The organism is Celeribacter ethanolicus (genome assembly GCF_002407265.1).
Taxonomy (GTDB): domain Bacteria; phylum Pseudomonadota; class Alphaproteobacteria; order Rhodobacterales; family Rhodobacteraceae; genus Celeribacter; species Celeribacter ethanolicus.
This window is the reverse complement of sequence record NZ_CP022196.1, coordinates 1,300,366-1,318,895: the sequence shown is the minus strand read 5'-3', so window position 1 is coordinate 1,318,895 and position 18,530 is coordinate 1,300,366. Positions and strand designations below refer to the sequence as shown.

The following is an 18,530-nucleotide window of genomic DNA, read 5'->3' as shown; positions in this document are numbered from 1 at the left end:
AAAGAGGAAAAGCGCATGGCCAAGATCCGCACAACTCTCAAAGAACTCGATCCCGTCTGGAGCCGCATCGTTTCCGAGGCGCGCGAAGCTGTGGATGCCGAGCCGCTACTGGGCGGGTTGGTGCATGCCTGCATCCTGCATCATGCGACGCTCGAAGATGCGCTGGCCTATCGGATCGCGCAGAAACTCGCCTCCGGCGACATGTCCGAACAGCTCATTCGCGAGATTGCCGATCAGGCCTATGTCTCCGATCCTTCGCTCGCGGAGGCCGCGCGCGCCGACATCTGCGCCGTCTATGACCGCGATCCGGCCTGCCACCGCTACATTCAGCCCTTGCTCTATTTCAAAGGCTTTCAGGCGACCCAGGCGCATCGCGTCTCCAACTGGCTCTGGCGCGAAGGCCGTCGCGATCTGGCGTATTTCTTCCAGATGCGCATGTCCGAGCAATTTTCCGTCGACATCCATCCGGCCTGCCGGATCGGCAAGGGGCTGTTCCTCGATCATGCCCATGCGCTGGTCTTCGGGGAGACCGCAGTCATTGGTGACAATGTCTCGATCCTGCATGACGTGACGCTCGGCGGCACCGGCAAGGAGGATGAGGACCGTCATCCGAAGATCGGTGATGGCGTGCTGATCGGTGCGGGAGCCAAGGTTCTGGGCAATATCCGCATCGGCTGCTGCTCGCGCATCGCAGCGGGGTCCGTCGTGCTGAACGAAGTGCCGCCCGCCACCACCGTTGCGGGTGTGCCCGCCAAGGTCGTGGGCGAAGCGGGCTGTTCGCAGCCGTCGATCTCTATGAACCAGCTCATCGGTGCGCGCACCGGCGATCAGGGCTGAGACGCAGACGGACGACGTCACGATGGATGTGAAATCTTTGCTCGCATCGGGCTATCGACGGGTTTTCGCAAAGCCGCACCGGCCCGATCCCGCGCCGTTGATCGTGGTGATGATCCCGCTGGTCGGCAAGGCGCGGGCGCAGGACTGGCAGAGGGTGTGCGACATTCTCGAGGGCACACTGGCCTCGCTCCGGGCGCAGTCGTACCAGAATTTCGAAGTGATCCTGTGCTCGCAGGACCGACCGGGGAATTTCCCCGATCAGGACGGCTACCATTTCCTGCCCGCGCCACCCCACACTGGCGCGGCGAATATCTCGGATCAGCGGGTGAAGGCCCGGCTGATGGCCGAATATGCGGCGCGCCGCTTCGATCGGTTCAGCTATGTCATGCATCTCGACGCCGACGATCTGCTGCATCCGGATCTGTTCCGCTATGTGGCGGAGGACAACAACGGGCGCGGCTATCTGATCGAACAGGGCTATATGGTGGATGCGCCGAGCGGACGCATCGCGCCGATGGGCCGGGCGATCGGCGGGGAGCATGATCTTTGGGAACATTGTGGCTCCTGCGCGTTTTTCGCGGTGGACTGGGGCAAACAGGCTTTTCCGGTGTTCTATATGCGCATGCTTGGCAAGGGGCATATGAACTACGCGAAAAGGTCCGAACGCCTCGGCTATCCATTGGCTCCGGTTCCGTTCCCGGCGGTGCTCTACATGGTGAACCATGGGGACAACATGCAGCTTCGCAAAGGCCACGACAAGCTGCTCTACCTCACCCATCTCGAAATCACCGACCCCGAACGCATCGCCGCCATTCGCAAAGACTTTGCGCTCTCCGAGGAGACCACGGGGAGCGCATGAGCATCGGGGCGAGCCGATCCCTCAGGCCTTCAGTGCGTCATAGGCCTCCAACGCCTTGATCCCGTACATGAAGGACGGGCCGCCACCCATCAGAATCGCGACGCCGACCGTTTCCGCGATTTCCTCGCGTGTGGCGCCCGCGTCGATTGAGGCCTTGACGTGAAAACCGATGCAGTTGATGCATTGCTTGGTGATGCCGATGGCGAGGGCCTGAAGCTCCTTATGTTTCACCGGGATCGCCCCTTCGGCGGTCGCTGCATGGTGCAGGGCGTTGAAGCCTTCCCCGACCGCAGGCGATCCTTGCCCGAACGCCATCATGGCGTTTTGCACACCTTCGAGTTCCTTTGACCAGTCCATAATGGGCCTCCTTTGTGACGGCCTGCCACGAGAACCTTGCCGCTCAGAGGTCAGGCCACTTTCCAAGGGCACTCTAACAGGGCGGAAGGGAGGGGGATTTGAGACGGATCATGTTGGAATAATATTTTCCCCGTCGACAAACCTGTTAGGCAAGGGGAGAAAGCGCTCGAGCTTCGGCAAAAATCTTTTCGAAATCATCGCCCGACAAGGTGAGGTCAAAACTGCCGAAACCATATTCCCTGCACCCAAGGCTGCGCGCATGGTTGTACAGATTTTCAGCAGTGATGGCTCGCGTTTGATTGCTCTTGTCCACCAAGTTGACCTCTAACTCTCCAAAGTTCATCGGCGCAGGTGTCAGTGTACGTGTCTCTTCCGTCACTGTGAAAAAATGTCGATCAGGCGGCGCATCTTGCTGAGGTCTGCCTTTGAGGCGATCCAAAAGACGCCGCTTTGGCGCTTTGAAGGTCATGGTGAATATTTGCGCGGGATATATATCTTCGACGTCGTCGATCTGTTGAAGGGCAATGCCTTCCAGCATGAGCCTGTCGATTTCGCTCAGGCGGTCTTGTGCACTGAGTGCCTTTGATGTTGGGAGGGCGAAAGGGCGTTTGTAACCGAAGACGGTCGAATATTGATCTGTGATCTGACTGCCAGATTGCGCCATGAGCAGTTGCGCTTCGTTTTCTCGTGCGGCGATCCAATCCTCACCGCCATATTCCGCAATGCGTTCAGCCGGTATCGCGAGCTCATCGTCCTCTGCGTAAACTTCGGCTTGCGTTCTCTTGGCGATGACCGAGGCGATCTCCCGAGCCAGATACGCGTCGATGCGGGGTGTGAACGCGTTCAGACCGATGTCATAGCCATCATTCGTTTCATAAAGGATCACCCCGCGCAGGGATTGCCCTGGGTGATAAAAGACCGTCCCGGCGTCTGTTTGTAGGGCGGCGACATCGCTCTTGGTGAGCGCGCTGAGAATATCGTCCGTTGTGATCTTACTTTGGGTTTTCAATGCAAAATAGAAGCTCAAACCAGAAACCTTTGAAAAGGATGATGTTTATTATTTCCCGATGTTATCCAATGTTAATGTGGAAACAATAAAAAAGCCCCGCTTTGGCGGGGCTTTTTTGCGATTTACGTTGTGGTACGATTTACGCCAGCATCGCCACCGGATTTTCCAGGTTCTCGACGATGGCTTTCAAAAGCTCCGCGCCCAAAGCCCCGTCGATCACGCGGTGGTCCACCGACATGGTGACAGACATCACGGTCGCAACCTTGATCTCGCCATCCGCGCCGACCACCGGTTTCTTCACCCCGGAGCCGACGGCCAGAATACCGGCATGCGGCGGGTTCACGATGGCGTCGAAATTGTCGATGCCGAACATGCCGAGGTTCGAGATCGCGAAGGACCCGCCCTGATACTCCTGCGGCGCAAGTTTGCGGTCGCGTGCACGGGTGGCCAGATCCTTCATCTCTTTCGACAAGGCCGAGAGCGATTTCATGTCGGCGTCTTTCAACACTGGCGTAAACAGCCCGCCTTCGACCGCCACAGCGACAGCCACGTCAGAGGCTTTCATCTGCAACACCCGGTCACCGGCCCAAACAGCATTGGCGGTCGGCACTTCTTGCAGCGCATTCGCCACCGCCTTGATGATGAAATCATTGACCGAAAGCTTCACGCCCTTGCCTTCGAGCTGCTTGTTCAGCTCGCCCCGGAATTTCATCAGCGCATCGAGCTGAATGTCGCGGCGCAGGTAGAAATGCGGGATGGTCTGCTTGGCTTCCGTGAGACGCGCGGCGATGGTTTTGCGCATGCCGTCGAGTTTGATTTCCTCGTATTCGCGACCCTCGTACATCTTCGCGACCATATCCGCCGACGGGCCAGCAGGCGCTGCTGCGGCGGCAGCCGGGGCAGGGGCAGCCGCTTTCGGTGCTTCGGCTTTCGGCGCTGCTGTGGCATTCTCCACATCGGCTTTCACGATACGGCCTTTCGGACCGGAGCCCGAAATCTCAGAGAGGTCGAGACCCTTCTGCGCCGCAATGCGACGCGCCAGAGGCGAAGCAAAGATGCGCTCGCCAGAGGCCGCTTTGGGCGCTGCCGGGGCAGGGGCCGCCGCTGTGGCGGGCGCCTCAGCTTTCGGGGCTTCTTCCGCCGCCAGAGCGGGCGTAGAGGCGCCGACAGTCTCAGCGGCAGAGGCGTCTTCGCCCTCTTCCAAAAGCACCGCAATCGGCGCGTTCACTTTCACGCCCTCGGTGCCTTCCGCCACGAGGATTTTCCCCATGACACCTTCGTCCACGGCTTCGAATTCCATCGTCGCCTTGTCGGTCTCGATCTCTGCGATCACGTCGCCGGAGGAGATGGTATCCCCCTCCTTCACGAGCCATTTCGCCAGCGTGCCTTCCTCCATCGTCGGAGACAGCGCGGGCATCAAAAGTTCAATAGCCATAACGGGTTCTCCTTAGCGGTAGGTGACTTCTTTGCAGGCAGCCACGACGTCGTCGGTGGTCACAAGCGCGAGTTTTTCGAGGTTGGCAGCGTAGGGCATCGGCACATCTTTACCGGCGCAGTTGATCACCGGCGCGTCGAGATAATCGAAGGCACGCTGCATGATCGTGGCGGAGATGTGGTTGCCGATGGAGCCGACCGGCCAGCCTTCTTCGACGGTCACACAGCGGTTGGTCTTCATCACGGAGGCCAGCACGGTGTCATAGTCGATAGGGCGGAGCGTCCGCAGGTCGATGACCTCGGCGGAAATGCCCTCTTCGGCCAGCTTGTCGGCGGTCTCCAAAGCGTAGGTCATGCCGATCCCGAAGGAGACGATGGTCACATCCGTGCCTTCACGCCAAATGCGGGCCTTGCCGAAGGGAATGGTGAAATCTTCAAGATCCGGCACCTCGAAGGATTTGCCGTAGAGAATTTCGTTCTCAAGGAAGATCACCGGGTTCGGATCGCGGATCGCGGTTTTCATCAGGCCTTTGTAGTCGGCTGCCGAGTAGGGCATCACGACTTTCAGGCCCGGAATTTGCGCATACCAGGCGGCGTAATCCTGCGAGTGCTGCGCACCGACGCGGGCGGCGGCGCCGTTCGGCCCCCGGAACACCATCGGCGCGCCCATCTGACCGCCGGACATGTAAAGCGTCTTGGCGGCGGAGTTGATCAGGTGGTCGATGGCCTGCATCGCGAAGTTGAAGGTCATGAATTCGACGATCGGTTTCAACCCGCCAAAGGCCGCACCGGTCGCGATCCCGGCAAAGCCGTGCTCGGTGATCGGCGTGTCGATCACGCGTTTCGAGCCGAATTCGTCCAGCATACCTTGGGAGATTTTGTACGCACCCTGATACTCGGCGACCTCTTCCCCCATGAGGAAGACGTTTTCATCCCGGCGCATCTCTTCGGACATGGCGTCGCGCAGCGCTTCGCGCACGGTCTGGGTCTTCATCTTCGTGCCTTCCGGGAAATCCGGGGAGGCTTTGGAGACGACTGCGACGGGCGCTGCGGCTTTCGCCGGGGTGCTTGCCGGCGCCTCTGCGGCCGCAGGAGCCGCAGCGGCCGGGGCAGGGGCCGCCACATCGTCGGCGCTTTCGCCCTCTTCCACGAGGATCGCGATCACCTCATTGACCTTCACACCTTCGGTGCCTTCGGCCACAAGGATCTTGCCGACGATGCCCTCGTCGACTGCCTCGAATTCCATCGTGGCCTTGTCGGTTTCAATTTCTGCGATGATGTCGCCGGCGGAGACGGTGTCGCCTTCCTTGACGAGCCATTTCGCGAGCGTGCCTTCTTCCATGGTCGGAGAGAGGGCGGGCATCAGAAGTTCGGTTGCCATGGTCGTATCTCCTCCGGATCAGGCGCTGTGCGGCGGAATTTCATCCGCGTAAATGTCGGTCCAAAGCTCTTCGAGCGCCGGTTCCGGGCTGGCTTTCGCAAATTCCGCAGATTCGTTGACCACGGCCTTGATGTCCTTGTCGATCGCCTTGAGGTCTTCCTCAGACGCATGTCCCCCGGTCAGAAGGATCGCGCGCACGGCTTCGATCGGATCGCGTTCCTCGCGCATTTTCTGCACTTCCTCGCGGGTCCGGTATTTCGCCGGGTCGGACATGGAGTGACCGCGATAGCGATAGGTTTTGACCTCAAGAATGTACGGCCCTTTGCCCGCGCGGCAATGCGCGACGGCGCGCTCACCGGCCTCTTTCACGGCCAGAACGTCCATGCCGTCGACTTCCTCGCCTTCGATTCCGTAGGCCGCGCCGCGTTCCCAGTAAGACGGGGATTTCGTCGAGCGTTGAGTCGAGGTGCCCATGGCGTATTGGTTGTTTTCAATGACGAAAATGACCGGAAGGTCCCAGATTTCCGCCATGTTGTAGGTCTCGGCCACCTGGCCCTGGTTGGCCGCGCCATCGCCGAAATAGGCGAAGGTCACGTTGTCATTGCCTTTGTACTTGTCGGAGAACGCAAGCCCCGCGCCAATCGGCACCTGTGCGCCGACGATGCCGTGACCGCCGTAGAAATGCTTCTCTTTCGAGAACATGTGCATCGAGCCGCCCTTGCCCTTGGAATAGCCGCCCTCACGCCCCGTCAGCTCGGCCATCACGCCGTTCGGGTCCATGCCGCACGCGAGCATATGGCCGTGGTCGCGATAGGAGGTCACGCGCTTGTCGCCCTCTTTCGCGGCGGCTTCAAGCCCTACCACGACGGCTTCCTGACCGATATAAAGGTGGCAGAACCCGCCGATGAGGCCCATGCCGTAAAGCTGGCCGGCCTTTTCCTCGAAACGACGGATAAGAAGCATGTCTTTATAATAGGCGAGCAGCTCGTCTTTCGACACATTGGCCGTGCTCGCCGGTTTGGATGCTGTTTTACGGGGTGCCATCAGGCCTCCTCCTCCAAGATCACGGCTGATAGTTTAGTGTTAAACTATACGATAAAGGAGGCGGGGCTTGAATGCACGAATTTTCTGCTATGCGCTGCGGGAGGCAGCTATGCGTTTGGGGAATGTCGGGGTGGGGGAAGGCGAGGCTTGACGTAATATGAGTTTGGTTCTCAAGTTAAATCTCTAGATATTGAAAACTAAAACATAAGCGGAGGAAATCTAAATGAAGGTCGTAGTGGAATTCTCGCCGGAAGCGCTTTTCACAAAAGATATGGAGGCACAGGCATTTCCCCCATCGGTCGAGGCGCTGGTAGCATCAACGCGTGCTGATTTTTTGAATTTGAAGGAGAGTAATCCGAAAGCTTATTTTGATTTGGAGCAAAAGATAATCAGTACTGGTGGATTAAAGGCTGAATATGAACCATGTGGCACCTGTCAGCACGGTGGGGGCGTTGTGAACTACTATGACGGTAGTGGTGGTCGTATTCCAGATCGTTCTACTTGTTTAGCGTGCCCTTGATCCTCACCCGCGACAATACCCCAACTGCGCCTCATACCGCGCCGCTCGTGCAGCCACGCCATCCGCCGTGTTCAAAAGCCATGTCTTGCCGTTGTGCGAGCCGCGGGCGTAGCCTGTGCGGCCTTCGTGATAGGCCAGATAGCTGTTGCGGGCGTCGGTGTTGGCGATCCCCAAGGCGGCGTTGTTGGTCGAGACATACCAGCCGATGAAATCGGTGGCGTCGCGGATGTTGCTGCGGCTGGCACCGGCGCGGCCCGGGCCGTTGCGGTAATCGTCCCATGTGCCGTCGAGCGCCTGAGCATAGCCCCGCGCCGAGCTGGCCCGGCCTTTCGGGATGATGAACAGCACATAGCGTTTCGGCGGGCGGGCGGTCGCGCGGAAGGTGGATTCCTGATAGATCAGCGCCATTTGCACATGCACCGGCACACCCCATTTGCGTTCTGAGGCCTCAAGCGCCCTTTGGTAATGGGGGCGCTCGCGGAAGATCGCACAGGCGTCTTCCGGGTTTGCAGGTGCGCCGCCGTAGCCGCCGCCACAGGCGGACAGTGTCAACAGGCCAGCCCCGCCGAGGATCATGCGGCGGCGGGTGAGGAGGAGGGCAAATTCTCTGTCTCTCTGTGTCATCTTTTGCCTTTCGGGGCAGGGGATGTCAGCGAATGACGATCTCGTCGGTGCGCAGATACCCGAGGATGTCGCGCGCTTGTTCGTCCAGCAAATCGAGATCGAGGTAGGTGTCAGACATGCGCAGGGTCTTGTTGCGCATCACCGCAAGCTCATCGTCGAGCTTGCCGCTCACCGTTTGCAGTTGAGACAATTCTGCCTCGATCTGCAAACGGCGAAACAGCCCGTATTCCCCCTGCACGGCGGCAAAGGTGAAATAGCCACCGAGGGTGACCATGACGCCACTGTACAACAGCACAGTCAGCGACGGGCGTTTGCGCGGATGAGCCATGATAGGCTTCTTACCTTTGTATGAAAGGTGCCTGACCACGATGGGTAAGTCACCTGCTCTGCCTCACGGGGCTTTCTCTTTGGCGGATCGCCTCCGTAACCTGTTTATGACACAGGCGATTCTCTCTGTGAATCCCAAAAACGAATCATCTGCAAAAAAATGCTGAAACGAAAAAGGCGCCCCCTGAGGGACGCCTGATTTTCCGATTAGCCTGTGATCCCGGGCGCGGCGGTTCAGCCTGCGATGGAGGCCTTGTAGATACCGTCCACGGCGGCGGCGAGCATGTCGTTGAACTCCGCGTCGCTCTGTTTGGCGTTCAGCCCTTCGGACAGCGCGCGGGAGAAGGATGCGATCATGCCGGTGTTTTTCGACAGGATGTCGTTGGCTTCGTCACGGGCATAGCCGCCGGACAGCGCCACAACTTTCAGAACGCGCGGGTGATCGACCAGCGGTTTGTAGAAATTCGCCTCGGTCGGCAGGGAGAGTTTCAGCATCACCTGCTTGTCTTCCGGCATGGCGTCGAGATGTTTGAGGATCTCTTCGCGCAGGATCGCTTCGGCCTCGGCCTTGTCGGCAATCGTGATGGTCACTTCCGGCTCGAGGATTGGCATCAGACCGGCGGCGATAACCTGATCGCCCACAGCGAATTGCTGATCCACCACGGCTTTGATGCCTTCCGGGTTGGCGGCGTTGATCACGGAGCGCTCTTTGGTGCCGAACACGCCGAGTTTGAACGCGCGGGCCAGAAGATCGTCGAGACCCGGCATCGGTTTCATCAGTTGAACGCCATTGGCTTCGGCTTCGAGACCCTTGTCGATTTTGAGGAACGGCACAACGCCCTTCACATCCCAGAGGTAGGAGGGGGTCGGTTTGCCCTCGACCATACGGTCCATGGTCATTTCGAACAGGATCGCGCCGATCACCTTCTCGCCGGTAAAGGCCGGAGAGGTCATGATGCGGGAGCGCATCTCGTGGATCAGGTCGAACATCTGCTCTTCGCCGGAATATTCGTTTTCCTCGATGCCGTAGAGTTTCAGCGCTTTCGGGGTGGACCCGCCCGACTGGTCGAGTGCTGCGATGAAGCCCTGGCCTTCGCCGATTTTCGCGGTCATTTCCTGAATGGACATGTGTTTCCTCTTTTGGCTCAAATCTGTCCCGTGTGCGGGAATTCTGGAGTTCCTTACCGGGTTAACCCGCCCGGCATTCGGTCGCAATCGTGGTGGCGCTAACGCCTTGGAATTGTCACGTTTTTCTTTCCTTGGTGGCGCTAACGGGCGATTCCGCCCGGAAGCTAGCCCCTTTTGCGGGCATTCGGCATGATCTGACGCAACCCTCTTTGGCATAGCCGCCATGTCGCCGGATCAGGGTATGAAAAAGCCCGCGCGCGGCGGGCTTTTCAAACTTATCCAAGGGCGACGACGCCAGGAAGTTCTTTGCCTTCCATCCACTCGAGGAAGGCGCCGCCCGCCGTCGAGATATAGGTGAAGTCGTCGGCGGCCCCCGCCTTGTTGAGCGCCGCGACCGTGTCGCCGCCGCCTGCGACCGACACCAGCTTGCCGGCTTTCGACAGCTCGGCGGCCTTTTGCGCCGCCGCATTTGTCGCCATGTCGAAGGGCTCGATCTCGAAGGCGCCGAGCGGGCCGTTCCAGATCAGCGTCTTCGCGCCTTCAAGGATTTCGGCGATCTTCTCGACCGATTTCGGTCCGGCATCGAGAATCATCGCATCCGCCGGGCATTCGGTGACCGGCACGGTCTCGTTTTCGGCATTGGCCTTGAATTCGCGCGCCACAACCACATCGACAGGCAACACGATCTCGCAGCCCGCTTCACCGGCTTTCTTGGTGATCTCGCGGGCGGTCTCGGCCAGATCGTGTTCGCAGAGCGATTTGCCCACGTCGACGCCCTCGGCGGCGAGGAAGGTGTTCGCCATGCCGCCGCCGATTACCAGATAGTCTACCTTGCGCACCAGATTGCCCAGCAGATCGAGCTTGGTCGAGACTTTCGCCCCGCCCACGACCGCAACCACCGGACGCTCCGGCGTGGAAAGTGCGCTTTCGAGTGCGGAAAGCTCCGCCTGCATCAGGCGTCCGGCGCAGGAGGGCAGGAGTTTCGCCACGCCCTCGGTCGACCCATGCGCGCGGTGCGCGGCGGAGAAGGCGTCGTTGACATAGACGTCGCCAAGCGCCGCGAGGGAGGCGGCGAACTGGCCGTCATTGTCGGTCTCGCCCTTGTGAAATCGGGTGTTTTCCAGAAGGAGCACTTCGCCCTCGCCAAGCGCCGCAACGGCCTCCTTGGCCGGGCCGCCGATGCAGTCGGTGGCGAATTTCACCGGTACGCCCAGAACCTCGGCGACCGCATCCTTGATCAGACCGAGGCTCATCTCCGGCACTACCTCGCCTTTCGGGCGTCCGAAATGCGCCAGCAGAACCGGTTTGCCGCCCTTGGCGAGAATGTCGTCGATGGTGGGTTTGATCCGCTCGATCCGGGTGGCGTCGGTCACCTTGCCGTCCTTGACGGGCACGTTGATGTCGACGCGCGTCAGCACCACCTTGCCGGAGAGATCCATGTCGTCGAGGGTTTTCCAGGCCATATCGAAAAGTCCTTGTTAAGAAGGTTGGGCATCTGTCGTCACCTGTTTGACGGCTCCTCACCGCTTCGTCAACCGCGCGTGAGGCGCATGCGGGCACATCGCGCAGATCGGTCTTTCCCTTGACGCGCCCAGACACTAAACTGCGCTAAATTTTGACCCATTTCCACCCGGAGGAGGCATTTATGGCCGAGATCAAGGACCCCGAAAACACCATCATCATCACGCTCGACGGCGGGGATGTTGTCATCGAACTTCTGCCTGACATCGCACCGAAACATTGCGAGCGGATGAAGGAACTCGCGCGCGCCGGTGCTTATGACGGCGTGGTGTTCCACCGCGTGATCGACGGTTTCATGGCGCAGACCGGCGACGTGAAATTCGGCAACCAGAACAAAGAGTTCGAACTGCGCCGCGCAGGCACGGGCGGCTCCGATCTGCCGGACCTTCCGGCCGAGTTCTCCGGCATTCCGCACGATCGCGGCACCATCGGGGCGGCGCGGGCGCAGAACCCGAACTCCGCCAACTCGCAATTCTTCATCAACTTCAACGACAACCACTTCCTCAACCGCCAGTACACGGTCTATGGCCGCGTGATCTCCGGCATGGAGGCTGTCGACAAGATCACCCGTGGCGAGCCGCCGATGGTTCCGGATGCAATGATCTCCGTGAAGGTGGCCGCCGATGCTTAAATCTCTCACCCTGATTGCCGCTCTGGCGGCGGGTCCGGCCTTTGCCACCGGGCTCGACATCACCGTCGCGGGCGAGGCCAATGGCGTGGTTCACATCGACCTGTTCGAGGATGTGGCCCCGGATCATGTCGAGCAGATCACCAAGCTCGCCGCCGAAGGTGCCTATGACAATGTCGTGTTTCACCGCGTGATCGACGGCTTCATGGCGCAGACCGGCGATGTGCAATACGGCAAGATGGGCGCGCCCGATTTCTCCATGCAGATGGCCGGGCGCGGCGGGTCGAAATATCCGGACCTCAAAGCCGAGTTCTCCGATCTGTCCTTTGACGAGGGTGTCGTCGGTATGGCGCGCAGCCAGAACCCGAACTCCGCCAATGCGCAGTTCTTCATCATGTTCGCGCCCGCACCGCATCTGAACGGTCAATACACGGTGGTCGGCAAGGTGACCTCCGGCATGGAAATCGTTCACGCGATCAAGAAGGGCAGCGGCCCGAACGGTGCCGTGATCGGTCAGCCGGATGTGATGACCTCGGTGAAGGTCACGGACTGACGGCGAAAGCTGAGCTGAGAGATGAGAAAGGGCGCCACCGAGCGCCCTTTTTTAAAACTCGAAGCGGATCGCCGCATTGGCCAGCCCGTCGCCATCGCCATAGCCGCCGGAGAGATCGAGCGAGGTGGCGCCCCGCAGGTAGATATTCGCGCCCAGAAGCGCGACGCCCTCTTCCGGCTCTTCAATCGGAATGGAGACCAGTTCGGTCAGGGCTACCCGGTCGCTGACGGCATGCCGATAGGCCAGTTCCATCGCGGCAGAGGCATCGTTGGCCTCGTTATAGGACAGCGTGCCGGTAAAGTTGCCTGCACCCAGCGCCCGGCTGCCCTGCAATTTCGCATTGGCGTCCGAGTTGTCGCCGTCGACATATTCCAGCGCCGTCTCAATCCGCCAGCTGCCCGTCTCCCAGCCGCCACCGAGGCTCAGCACAGCGGTGTCATAGTCATCGACGTAATGCAGCGAGACAGCCAGATCGGTGTTTGCATAGCGCAGCCCGTAGGGCAGGAATTTGTTCTCGGTGATTGCTCCATCGGTCAACCGGCTGAACCCGCTGTCGGTGCGCGCGAGCGCCTCTGGCAACATCACATCGGCGATCAGAGGTCGCGCGAAACTGTCGTAAGCGGGACGGGGATTGCCAGCCTCGATGCGCGCGGAGCCAAAGCTATAGCTCAGTGCGCCATAGGTTTCATGCGTGCGCCCGAGCGTGCCGAAGGCGCCAAAACTCAGGCCCAACCCGTGCCAAGTGGTCGACCACGTGCCGTCGCCACCGAGCCAGACATCCTGATCCTCGATGTTGGACGCGCCAAGTGCGATCCAGCCGTCACCGGTAAGCCATGTGTCGGCCTGTGAGGCGGAGGCGAGGCTCGCGAGAGCAAATGTGAGAGCTGTGAGTCTGATCATGGTGGTTATTCTGCGCCTGAAACCGGAAAAAATCCATGAATTTCAAGTTAAAAAAACCGTGTGCGACCTGCATCGCACACGGTTGGAGAAGGTTTGTCGGGGGAGGTTTAGCCCTTGCAGACCACCAGGGCGTGACGTTTTTTACCCGCAGAAAGCTTCATCGGTTCTTGAAGCATCTCGGCCGTAACCAAGAGCCCCGCGTCCTTGTGATCCTCATCGTTCACCTTGGCACCGCCCTCGGCAAACAGGCGCTTCGCCGCCTTGCCGCTGTCGGCGAGGCCGGTTTTGACGAAGAGCTGGACGATGGAAATGCCGTTGCCGATCTCGCTCGCGCTCAGTTCCACGGTGGGAAGGTCATCGCCCACGCCGCCTTTCTCGAAGACCTCGCGCGCGGTGGCCTCGGCAGCCTGCGCCGCCTCGGCGCCGTGCAGGAGCGTCGTGACCTCATTGGCGAGGATGATCTTGGCTGCGTTGATCTCAGAGCCTTCGAGCGCGCCCAAGCGCTCGCACTCTTCAACCGGCAGATCGGTGTAGAGCTTGAGGAACCGGCCCGTGTCCGCGTCCGTGGTGTTGCGCCAGAACTGCCAGAATTCGTAGGGCGAGAGCATCTCGGCGTTGAGCCAGACGGCACCGCCTTGCGATTTGCCCATTTTGCGCCCGTCGGAGGTGGTCAGAAGCGGGGTGGTGAGGCCGTAAATCTCATTGTCCAGCACCCGGCGGGTCAGGTCGATGCCGTTGACGATATTGCCCCACTGATCCGAGCCGCCCATCTGCAACAGACAGCCATAGCGGCGGTTCAGCTCCAAAAAGTCATAGGCCTGCAAAATCATGTAGTTGAATTCGAGGAAGGACAGCGATTGCTCGCGATCCAGCCGTGATTTCACGCTTTCGAAGGACAGCATCCGGTTGACGGAGAAATGCCGCCCGATGTCGCGCAGGAAATCGAGGTAGTTGAGGTCATCCAGCCATTCGGCATTGTTGCGCATCAGCGCGCCGTTGCCGGGCTGGGTTTCGTCCTCGGCATAATCGAGGTAACGGGCAAAGACCTTTTGCATGCCGTCGATATTGGCGTCGATCTGCGCGGGAGACAGCAGCGGGCGTTCGTCGGAGCGGAAGGACGGGTCGCCCACCTTCGTCGTGCCGCCGCCCATGAGCGTGATCGGTTTGTTGCCGGTCTTCTGGAACCAGCGCAGCAACATGATGTTCAACAGATGCCCGACATGCAGCGACGCGGCGGTCGCGTCATAACCGATATAGGCGGTCACCATCCCGTTGCTCAGGGCTTCGTCCAGCTCTTGCAAATTGGTGCAATCGGCAAGAAATCCGCGCTCGATGATCACGCGCAGGAATTCCGATTTGGGATGGTAGGTCATCTCTCACATTTTCCATTCAATGGTCGGTCGCGGCCTGATATATCGGGGCACGCACCAAAGGGAAAGAGTGTGATGAGCGGTAAGAGCAAAGCGGTGCCTCTGTGGGGCGCAGGCTGTATGTCGGGAACGTCGCTCGACGGGGTCGATGTGGCGCTGTTGAAGACCGACGGGGTGACGATCTTCGAGTTTGGCGGGACGGTCTTCCGGCCCTATGACCCGGCGGAGCAGGAGATGTTCCGCGCCGAACTTGGCACATGGCAGGCGTCTGAGGCTCTGACCGAGTTGATTGAAACCGCCCATGCCGAAGCGCTTGCTCAACTCGAAGGCTTCGATCTCATCGGCTTTCACGGCCAAACCCTCAATCACGCCCCGGACGAAGGCCGCACCTATCAGGCGGGCGACGGGGCCATTTTGGCAGAAGTCACAGGCGCGCCCGTCATATGGGATTTCCGCACCGCGGATGTGGAGATGGGCGGGCAGGGCGCGCCACTTGCCCCCTTTTATCACCACGCTCTGGCGCGCTACATCGGCGCGACCGAACCGGTGGCATTCCTCAATCTTGGCGGTGTCGGCAACCTGACGTGGATCGACCCGACCGTGGCAGACCCGTCCGCTCCGGGGGCGCTTCTGGCCTTCGATACCGGTCCCGCGAACGCCCCCGTCAACGATCTGATGCGCGCGCGCCGGGGCGAGACCCATGACGCAGACGGCGCCTTAGCGGCAGAAGGCGTGCCGGATATGGAGATCGTCGCCAAGGGGCTGGAACATCCGTATTTTTACAAGATGCCGCCGAAATCCCTGGATCGGAACGATTTCCACGGGGTGCTGGAAGCCGTCGAAACGCTCTCCGATGCCGATGCCGCCGCCACGCTTACCGCTTTTGCCGCTGCCTCGGTCGCCCGCGCGATGGAGCATTGCCCGACGCCCCCTGCGGCGCTCTACGTCACCGGTGGCGGGCGGCACAACACGACGCTCATGCGGATGATCGCGGCAGGGGTGGATTGTCCGGTCCTGCCGGTCGAAGAGGTCGGGCTCGATGGCGATATGCTGGAGGCGCAGGCCTTTGCCTATCTCGCGGTGCGCGTGCTGCGTGGCCTGCCGACCTCTGCGCCCTCGACCACCGGCGTGCGTGCGGCCATCGGCGGTGGACGCGTGTCGCGTCCGAATGAGCCGGTCTGAGCATTGCGCGCGATACGGCGCCTTCGTCAAATGGATGGAAACGGGCGACTGGCAGGTTCGAACGGGACAAGCCCGCTTCTTGGCCTGCCAGTGCCTCAAATACTCGGAACACTGGGAAAACGAGCGGTCACAGGTTCCACCCGACACTTGTTAACGTGCTTAGGTTAACGTAACGTCAGCTTTTTGCGAGTGCGGAAAACCTTACCATTCGCGGAAATCCGCGGGGAAATATGCGTGGGTTTTCCCCGCAAGCGCATAAAGTCGGCTGACATGACCTCTCTTGACCGGTTGTTGTGTTGCAGCTATCTCCGGGCTTGCCGGAAAATGTCAGGGCGGTTGGTTATCCCGCCCCTCGGAGACCCCGAGAGTTTGTCGCAAGATCCCACGGCATCCATATCCTGCGGGAGACGGGTGCCTTTTTCATGCACGCCTCCCGCCTCATAACCGATGAGGGGTGCATGATGCTGGACGACCGGCAACGCAAGAAAGACAAGATGACCATTCTCGTGGCGCAGGGGTTTATTTCCTGTTTCATGGCATTTCTGATGACCCTGATCATGAGCGAGTTGATCCCCGGACTGCGCGAGGGGTTTCGCCCCGGCTGGGTGCGCGACTGGCTGGGTCATTACATCACGGCATGGCCGATCGCTTTTTTACTGTCGATGGGGGTGGGGCCTTTGGCCTTTTTCCTGTCCGCGCAACTGGTCGGGCGGGTGTATCGCAGTTGATCAGCGCGCAATGTCAAAGCCCGGGGCGGCCAGTTCGAACCCCTCAAATCGAAATCCCGGTGAGACGGTGCAGCCGACGAGAGTCCAGGCGCCGGTCGTGCGCGCGGCCTGCCAATGCGCTTCAGGCACGATGAGTTGTGGCGTCTCTCCGGCCCCAAGCTCCGGGCCGAGCATCAGGTCCCGTGCCGGACCGGCCTCTGTCTCAGCTAGGGACAGGATCAGGGGCGCGCCCGCGTAATAATGCCAGATCTCGGTGGCATCTACCCGATGCCAATGGCTGTGCTCTCCGGCCTTGAGCAAAAAATAGATGCAGGTGCCAGTGGGGCGGTTTCCCGCATCGGCGTTGGCGATCCATGTCTGGCGGTCCGCCCTCGGGATGCGGGGCGAGGTTCAGATGTGCGATGATCTCGTCGGCTTGCATGATCTTGGAGGCTTTCCCGTGTCGCAGAAGAAAAACGGGAACCGAATGCCGCCCGAGGCGTTGTCCCCTCAGAGATAAAGACAACGGGAGACCTCCATGTCCAAGAAAATTCTTCTGGCGCTGGCCTTCGCCGCGCCGACGCTTGCCGCCTGTACCACCATGAGCACCACCGACACCAGCACCGCCTTCGGTGCGGCCGCCGGGGCCGGGCTCGGCTATCTGACCGCGGATGCGCTCGGGTCGAATGATGAGTGGAAAGTGCTGGCCACGCTGGGTGGTGCCGCTGCCGGGTCGATGGTCGCCAAGAACACCAATTCCGCGACCTGTGCCTATTCCAATGGCGACGGTACCTATTACACGGCGCCTTGCCCGTAAGGTCTGCGAGGGTTTTTCACAAGTGAACCGGTACGAAAAAGGCCCCTCATGGGGCCTTTTTTCCGTCATCCGCACCGTTGAATCGCGTCACGAGACCCATGGCAAAAAGCGCGCCCGCCGCGTTGAACACCAGATCGAGCGCGGTGTTGATATAGCCGCCGACATTGGTGTCGGGCACCATCAGCACGGCGCTGAACTCGATGATCTCATTGACCGCGCCAAGCCCCATCGCGCCAAGCGCGGGCAGGGCGAAGGCGGTTTTCGTGCCCTTGAGCACCGGGAATGTGTGGGTCATGATCTGCCACAACAGCCAGGCGGTCACGCCGAAGCCGTAGAAATGCACCACTTGGTCGTATTTCAGGATGGTCATCTCTCCATCGCTGACGAAGGGAATGAGTTCGAGCGTATAGAGCACCGATCCGTTCACCGGCACGCCACCGCCCGCCATATGCAAAAGCCCCCAGAGTGTGAGTGCCCAGAGCAGCTTTGGCGGATACTCGACCTTGCGCAAGCTGGTTGCGACGAGGCCGATGAGGATCAGCATGGTCACGACATAGATGACGAATTCGAAATTCCCGATGGCAAAGAACCAGAGCGTGAAACCGATGACATAAAGGGCGGTGAACAGGCCGACCTGTTTTTCCGCACGGGTGACGGGGCCCATGGCGATCTCCTCTTTTTTGCCGATCATCCTTGCGATGTGGCGGAAAGAAAAGGGGAATTAAATGCGCGGAATCTGCGGCGCGGCGGTTTCGGACAGCGGCCCGTTCATGCGCGGATCGTCCATCACCTCGATGGCGCGGCCATAGGGAACAAATCCCGAGCGGATGTAGAAGCCCACGGCCTGCGGGCTGTCGAGGGTGCAGGTGTGGACGAAAAACCGCTTGATCGGACGGGCGAAGGCCTTGTCCAAAGCGTGCTCCATGAGCCACCGCCCGGTGCCGCCGCCGATCAGGCTTTCATCCAGCCCGAAAAATGCAAGTTCGGTGTTCTCGGGATCGCGGAAATCCAATTCCAAAAGCCCGAGATCCACGCCGTCTTTGCGCACAGAATAAACCTCGACATTCGGGTCGATCAGGATCGCGGAGAGCTTGTCATCCGCCATATACATCCTTGAAAACCAAAGCCAATCCTCGCCGATACGCCGATAGAGCGCGCGATACCATTCGAGATCGGGCGCCTCATGGCGGATCAGCTCCAACCCCGGCTGCTCCGGCGCAGGACGCGGGTCGGGGCGGGAGTGCATTTCGAGGTAAGTGACAACGGCGGCGAGCTTGCCGGAGGGCAGCTCGTGGAGGCCGTCGGGGAGGGGGCTTTTAGCGTTGCTCATGA

Annotated in this window: 21 protein-coding genes and 1 pseudogene; 8 read left to right on the top strand and 14 right to left on the bottom strand. The window is 60.3% G+C overall.

Translation table 11 applies throughout. The features are described from left to right. Positions 1-15 precede the first annotated feature (15 nt). Positions 16-837, top strand: a complete 822-nt coding sequence (cysE, locus tag CEW89_RS06340) for a serine O-acetyltransferase (RefSeq protein ID WP_066710723.1) — start codon at positions 16-18, stop codon at positions 835-837. Between the two features lie 22 nt (positions 838-859). Continuing rightward, a complete protein-coding gene (locus CEW89_RS06335; RefSeq protein WP_096805323.1) occupies positions 860-1,696 on the top strand; it encodes a glycosyltransferase family A protein in 837 nt (278 codons plus the stop codon). A gap of 21 nt (positions 1,697-1,717) precedes the next feature. Here the strand turns inward: CEW89_RS06335 and CEW89_RS06330 are convergent, their stop codons facing one another. The 5 genes from CEW89_RS06330 to pdhA form a co-directional block, all read right to left on the bottom strand. Further along, complete coding sequence (locus CEW89_RS06330; RefSeq protein ID WP_066710717.1) at positions 1,718-2,053, bottom strand: carboxymuconolactone decarboxylase family protein; 336 nt, start codon at positions 2,051-2,053, stop codon at positions 1,718-1,720. Between the two features lie 145 nt (positions 2,054-2,198). After that, positions 2,199-3,080 carry a hypothetical protein gene (locus tag CEW89_RS06325; RefSeq protein WP_096805322.1) on the bottom strand — a complete coding sequence of 294 codons (882 nt, stop codon included), beginning with the start codon at positions 3,078-3,080 and terminating at the stop codon, positions 2,199-2,201. A 121-nt stretch (positions 3,081-3,201) separates the two neighbouring features. Then, entirely contained in the window at positions 3,202-4,497 is a 1,296-nt protein-coding gene (locus CEW89_RS06320) for a pyruvate dehydrogenase complex dihydrolipoamide acetyltransferase (RefSeq protein ID WP_096805321.1), read from the bottom strand. Positions 4,498-4,509: 12 nt separating this feature from the next. Further along, positions 4,510-5,877 (bottom strand): pyruvate dehydrogenase complex E1 component subunit beta, encoded by a 1,368-nt coding sequence (locus CEW89_RS06315; protein WP_096805320.1) that lies wholly within the window; start codon positions 5,875-5,877, stop codon positions 4,510-4,512. 18 nt (positions 5,878-5,895) lie between these two features. Continuing rightward, positions 5,896-6,921: a pyruvate dehydrogenase (acetyl-transferring) E1 component subunit alpha gene (gene pdhA / locus CEW89_RS06310; protein ID WP_096805319.1), complete on the bottom strand. Its 1,026-nt coding sequence runs from the start codon at positions 6,919-6,921 to the stop codon at positions 5,896-5,898. 223 nt (positions 6,922-7,144) lie between these two features. Here pdhA and CEW89_RS20695 point away from each other — a divergent pair, with 223 nt between their 5' ends. Then, a complete protein-coding gene (locus CEW89_RS20695) occupies positions 7,145-7,441 on the top strand; it encodes a hypothetical protein (protein WP_157779771.1) in 297 nt (98 codons plus the stop codon). A 3-nt stretch (positions 7,442-7,444) separates the two neighbouring features. Here the strand turns inward: CEW89_RS20695 and CEW89_RS06305 are convergent, their stop codons facing one another. The 4 genes from CEW89_RS06305 to CEW89_RS06290 all read right to left on the bottom strand — a co-directional run bounded on the left by CEW89_RS06305 (position 7,445) and on the right by CEW89_RS06290 (position 10,983). Continuing rightward, positions 7,445-8,017, bottom strand: coding sequence for a transglycosylase SLT domain-containing protein (locus tag CEW89_RS06305; protein WP_066710827.1), 573 nt, complete (start codon positions 8,015-8,017; stop codon positions 7,445-7,447). A 73-nt stretch (positions 8,018-8,090) separates the two neighbouring features. Beyond that, on the bottom strand, positions 8,091-8,393 hold the full coding sequence (locus CEW89_RS06300) for an FtsB family cell division protein (protein WP_066710702.1): 303 nt from the start codon (positions 8,391-8,393) through the stop codon (positions 8,091-8,093). Between the two features lie 233 nt (positions 8,394-8,626). Next, positions 8,627-9,520, bottom strand: coding sequence for a fructose bisphosphate aldolase (locus tag CEW89_RS06295; RefSeq protein WP_096805318.1), 894 nt, complete (start codon positions 9,518-9,520; stop codon positions 8,627-8,629). 275 nt (positions 9,521-9,795) lie between these two features. Continuing rightward, positions 9,796-10,983, bottom strand: coding sequence for a phosphoglycerate kinase (locus CEW89_RS06290; protein ID WP_096805317.1), 1,188 nt, complete (start codon positions 10,981-10,983; stop codon positions 9,796-9,798). A 182-nt stretch (positions 10,984-11,165) separates the two neighbouring features. Here CEW89_RS06290 and CEW89_RS06285 point away from each other — a divergent pair, with 182 nt between their 5' ends. After that, the gene (locus CEW89_RS06285; RefSeq protein ID WP_096805316.1) at positions 11,166-11,672 is read left to right on the top strand and encodes a peptidylprolyl isomerase; all 507 of its coding nucleotides are present in this window, start codon (positions 11,166-11,168) and stop codon (positions 11,670-11,672) included. Beyond that, positions 11,665-12,222, top strand: coding sequence for a peptidylprolyl isomerase (locus tag CEW89_RS06280; protein WP_096805315.1), 558 nt, complete (start codon positions 11,665-11,667; stop codon positions 12,220-12,222). The genes CEW89_RS06285 and CEW89_RS06280 overlap by 8 nt, the downstream gene beginning before the upstream one ends. A 51-nt stretch (positions 12,223-12,273) precedes the next feature. Here the strand turns inward: CEW89_RS06280 and CEW89_RS06275 are convergent, their stop codons facing one another. Together CEW89_RS06275 and tyrS are read right to left on the bottom strand one after the other, a co-directional pair. Beyond that, entirely contained in the window at positions 12,274-13,122 is an 849-nt protein-coding gene (locus CEW89_RS06275; RefSeq protein WP_096805314.1) for a hypothetical protein, read from the bottom strand. 107 nt (positions 13,123-13,229) lie between these two features. Beyond that, on the bottom strand, positions 13,230-14,495 hold the full coding sequence (gene tyrS / locus CEW89_RS06270) for a tyrosine--tRNA ligase (RefSeq protein WP_096805313.1): 1,266 nt from the start codon (positions 14,493-14,495) through the stop codon (positions 13,230-13,232). 72 nt (positions 14,496-14,567) lie between these two features. On the opposite strand from tyrS, the gene CEW89_RS06265 reads away from it, so the two are divergent. Together CEW89_RS06265 and CEW89_RS06260 are read left to right on the top strand one after the other, a co-directional pair. Next, complete coding sequence (locus CEW89_RS06265; protein ID WP_096805312.1) at positions 14,568-15,674, top strand: anhydro-N-acetylmuramic acid kinase; 1,107 nt, start codon at positions 14,568-14,570, stop codon at positions 15,672-15,674. A gap of 458 nt (positions 15,675-16,132) precedes the next feature. Continuing rightward, positions 16,133-16,402: a DUF2798 domain-containing protein gene (locus CEW89_RS06260; RefSeq protein ID WP_244906166.1), complete on the top strand. Its 270-nt coding sequence runs from the start codon at positions 16,133-16,135 to the stop codon at positions 16,400-16,402. Here CEW89_RS06260 and CEW89_RS06255 read toward each other — a convergent pair. After that, positions 16,403-16,823, bottom strand: a pseudogene (locus CEW89_RS06255) (cupin domain-containing protein). 96 nt (positions 16,824-16,919) lie between these two features. On the opposite strand from CEW89_RS06255, the gene CEW89_RS06250 reads away from it, so the two are divergent. Then, complete coding sequence (locus tag CEW89_RS06250; RefSeq protein WP_066710677.1) at positions 16,920-17,198, top strand: glycine zipper 2TM domain-containing protein; 279 nt, start codon at positions 16,920-16,922, stop codon at positions 17,196-17,198. A gap of 46 nt (positions 17,199-17,244) precedes the next feature. On the opposite strand, the gene CEW89_RS06245 is transcribed toward CEW89_RS06250, so the two are convergent. Beyond that, positions 17,245-17,862, bottom strand: a complete 618-nt coding sequence (locus tag CEW89_RS06245) for a DUF2238 domain-containing protein (RefSeq protein WP_066710674.1) — start codon at positions 17,860-17,862, stop codon at positions 17,245-17,247. A gap of 57 nt (positions 17,863-17,919) precedes the next feature. Then, entirely contained in the window at positions 17,920-18,528 is a 609-nt protein-coding gene (locus tag CEW89_RS06240) for a GNAT family N-acetyltransferase (RefSeq protein ID WP_096807149.1), read from the bottom strand. Positions 18,529-18,530 lie beyond the last annotated feature (2 nt).

Bases quoted from the DNA above. Each gene is read 5' to 3' on its own strand.
- cysE (WP_066710723.1), top strand. From the start codon at position 16: ATGGCCAAGATCCGCACAACTCTCAAAGAACTCGATCCCGTCTGGAGC.
- CEW89_RS06335 (WP_096805323.1), top strand. From the start codon at position 860: ATGGATGTGAAATCTTTGCTCGCATCGGGCTATCGACGGGTTTTCGCA.
- CEW89_RS06330 (WP_066710717.1), bottom strand. From the start codon at position 2,053: ATGGACTGGTCAAAGGAACTCGAAGGTGTGCAAAACGCCATGATGGCG.
- CEW89_RS06320 (WP_096805321.1), bottom strand. From the start codon at position 4,497: ATGGCTATTGAACTTTTGATGCCCGCGCTGTCTCCGACGATGGAGGAA.
- CEW89_RS06315 (WP_096805320.1), bottom strand. From the start codon at position 5,877: ATGGCAACCGAACTTCTGATGCCCGCCCTCTCTCCGACCATGGAAGAA.
- pdhA (WP_096805319.1), bottom strand. From the start codon at position 6,921: ATGGCACCCCGTAAAACAGCATCCAAACCGGCGAGCACGGCCAATGTG.
- CEW89_RS20695 (WP_157779771.1), top strand. From the start codon at position 7,145: ATGAAGGTCGTAGTGGAATTCTCGCCGGAAGCGCTTTTCACAAAAGAT.
- CEW89_RS06305 (WP_066710827.1), bottom strand. From the start codon at position 8,017: ATGATCCTCGGCGGGGCTGGCCTGTTGACACTGTCCGCCTGTGGCGGC.
- CEW89_RS06300 (WP_066710702.1), bottom strand. From the start codon at position 8,393: ATGGCTCATCCGCGCAAACGCCCGTCGCTGACTGTGCTGTTGTACAGT.
- CEW89_RS06295 (WP_096805318.1), bottom strand. From the start codon at position 9,520: ATGTCCATTCAGGAAATGACCGCGAAAATCGGCGAAGGCCAGGGCTTC.
- CEW89_RS06290 (WP_096805317.1), bottom strand. From the start codon at position 10,983: ATGGCCTGGAAAACCCTCGACGACATGGATCTCTCCGGCAAGGTGGTG.
- CEW89_RS06285 (WP_096805316.1), top strand. From the start codon at position 11,166: ATGGCCGAGATCAAGGACCCCGAAAACACCATCATCATCACGCTCGAC.
- CEW89_RS06280 (WP_096805315.1), top strand. From the start codon at position 11,665: ATGCTTAAATCTCTCACCCTGATTGCCGCTCTGGCGGCGGGTCCGGCC.
- CEW89_RS06275 (WP_096805314.1), bottom strand. From the start codon at position 13,122: ATGATCAGACTCACAGCTCTCACATTTGCTCTCGCGAGCCTCGCCTCC.
- tyrS (WP_096805313.1), bottom strand. From the start codon at position 14,495: ATGACCTACCATCCCAAATCGGAATTCCTGCGCGTGATCATCGAGCGC.
- CEW89_RS06265 (WP_096805312.1), top strand. From the start codon at position 14,568: ATGAGCGGTAAGAGCAAAGCGGTGCCTCTGTGGGGCGCAGGCTGTATG.
- CEW89_RS06260 (WP_244906166.1), top strand. From the start codon at position 16,133: ATGATGCTGGACGACCGGCAACGCAAGAAAGACAAGATGACCATTCTC.
- CEW89_RS06250 (WP_066710677.1), top strand. From the start codon at position 16,920: ATGTCCAAGAAAATTCTTCTGGCGCTGGCCTTCGCCGCGCCGACGCTT.
- CEW89_RS06245 (WP_066710674.1), bottom strand. From the start codon at position 17,862: ATGGGCCCCGTCACCCGTGCGGAAAAACAGGTCGGCCTGTTCACCGCC.
- CEW89_RS06240 (WP_096807149.1), bottom strand. From the start codon at position 18,528: ATGAGCAACGCTAAAAGCCCCCTCCCCGACGGCCTCCACGAGCTGCCC.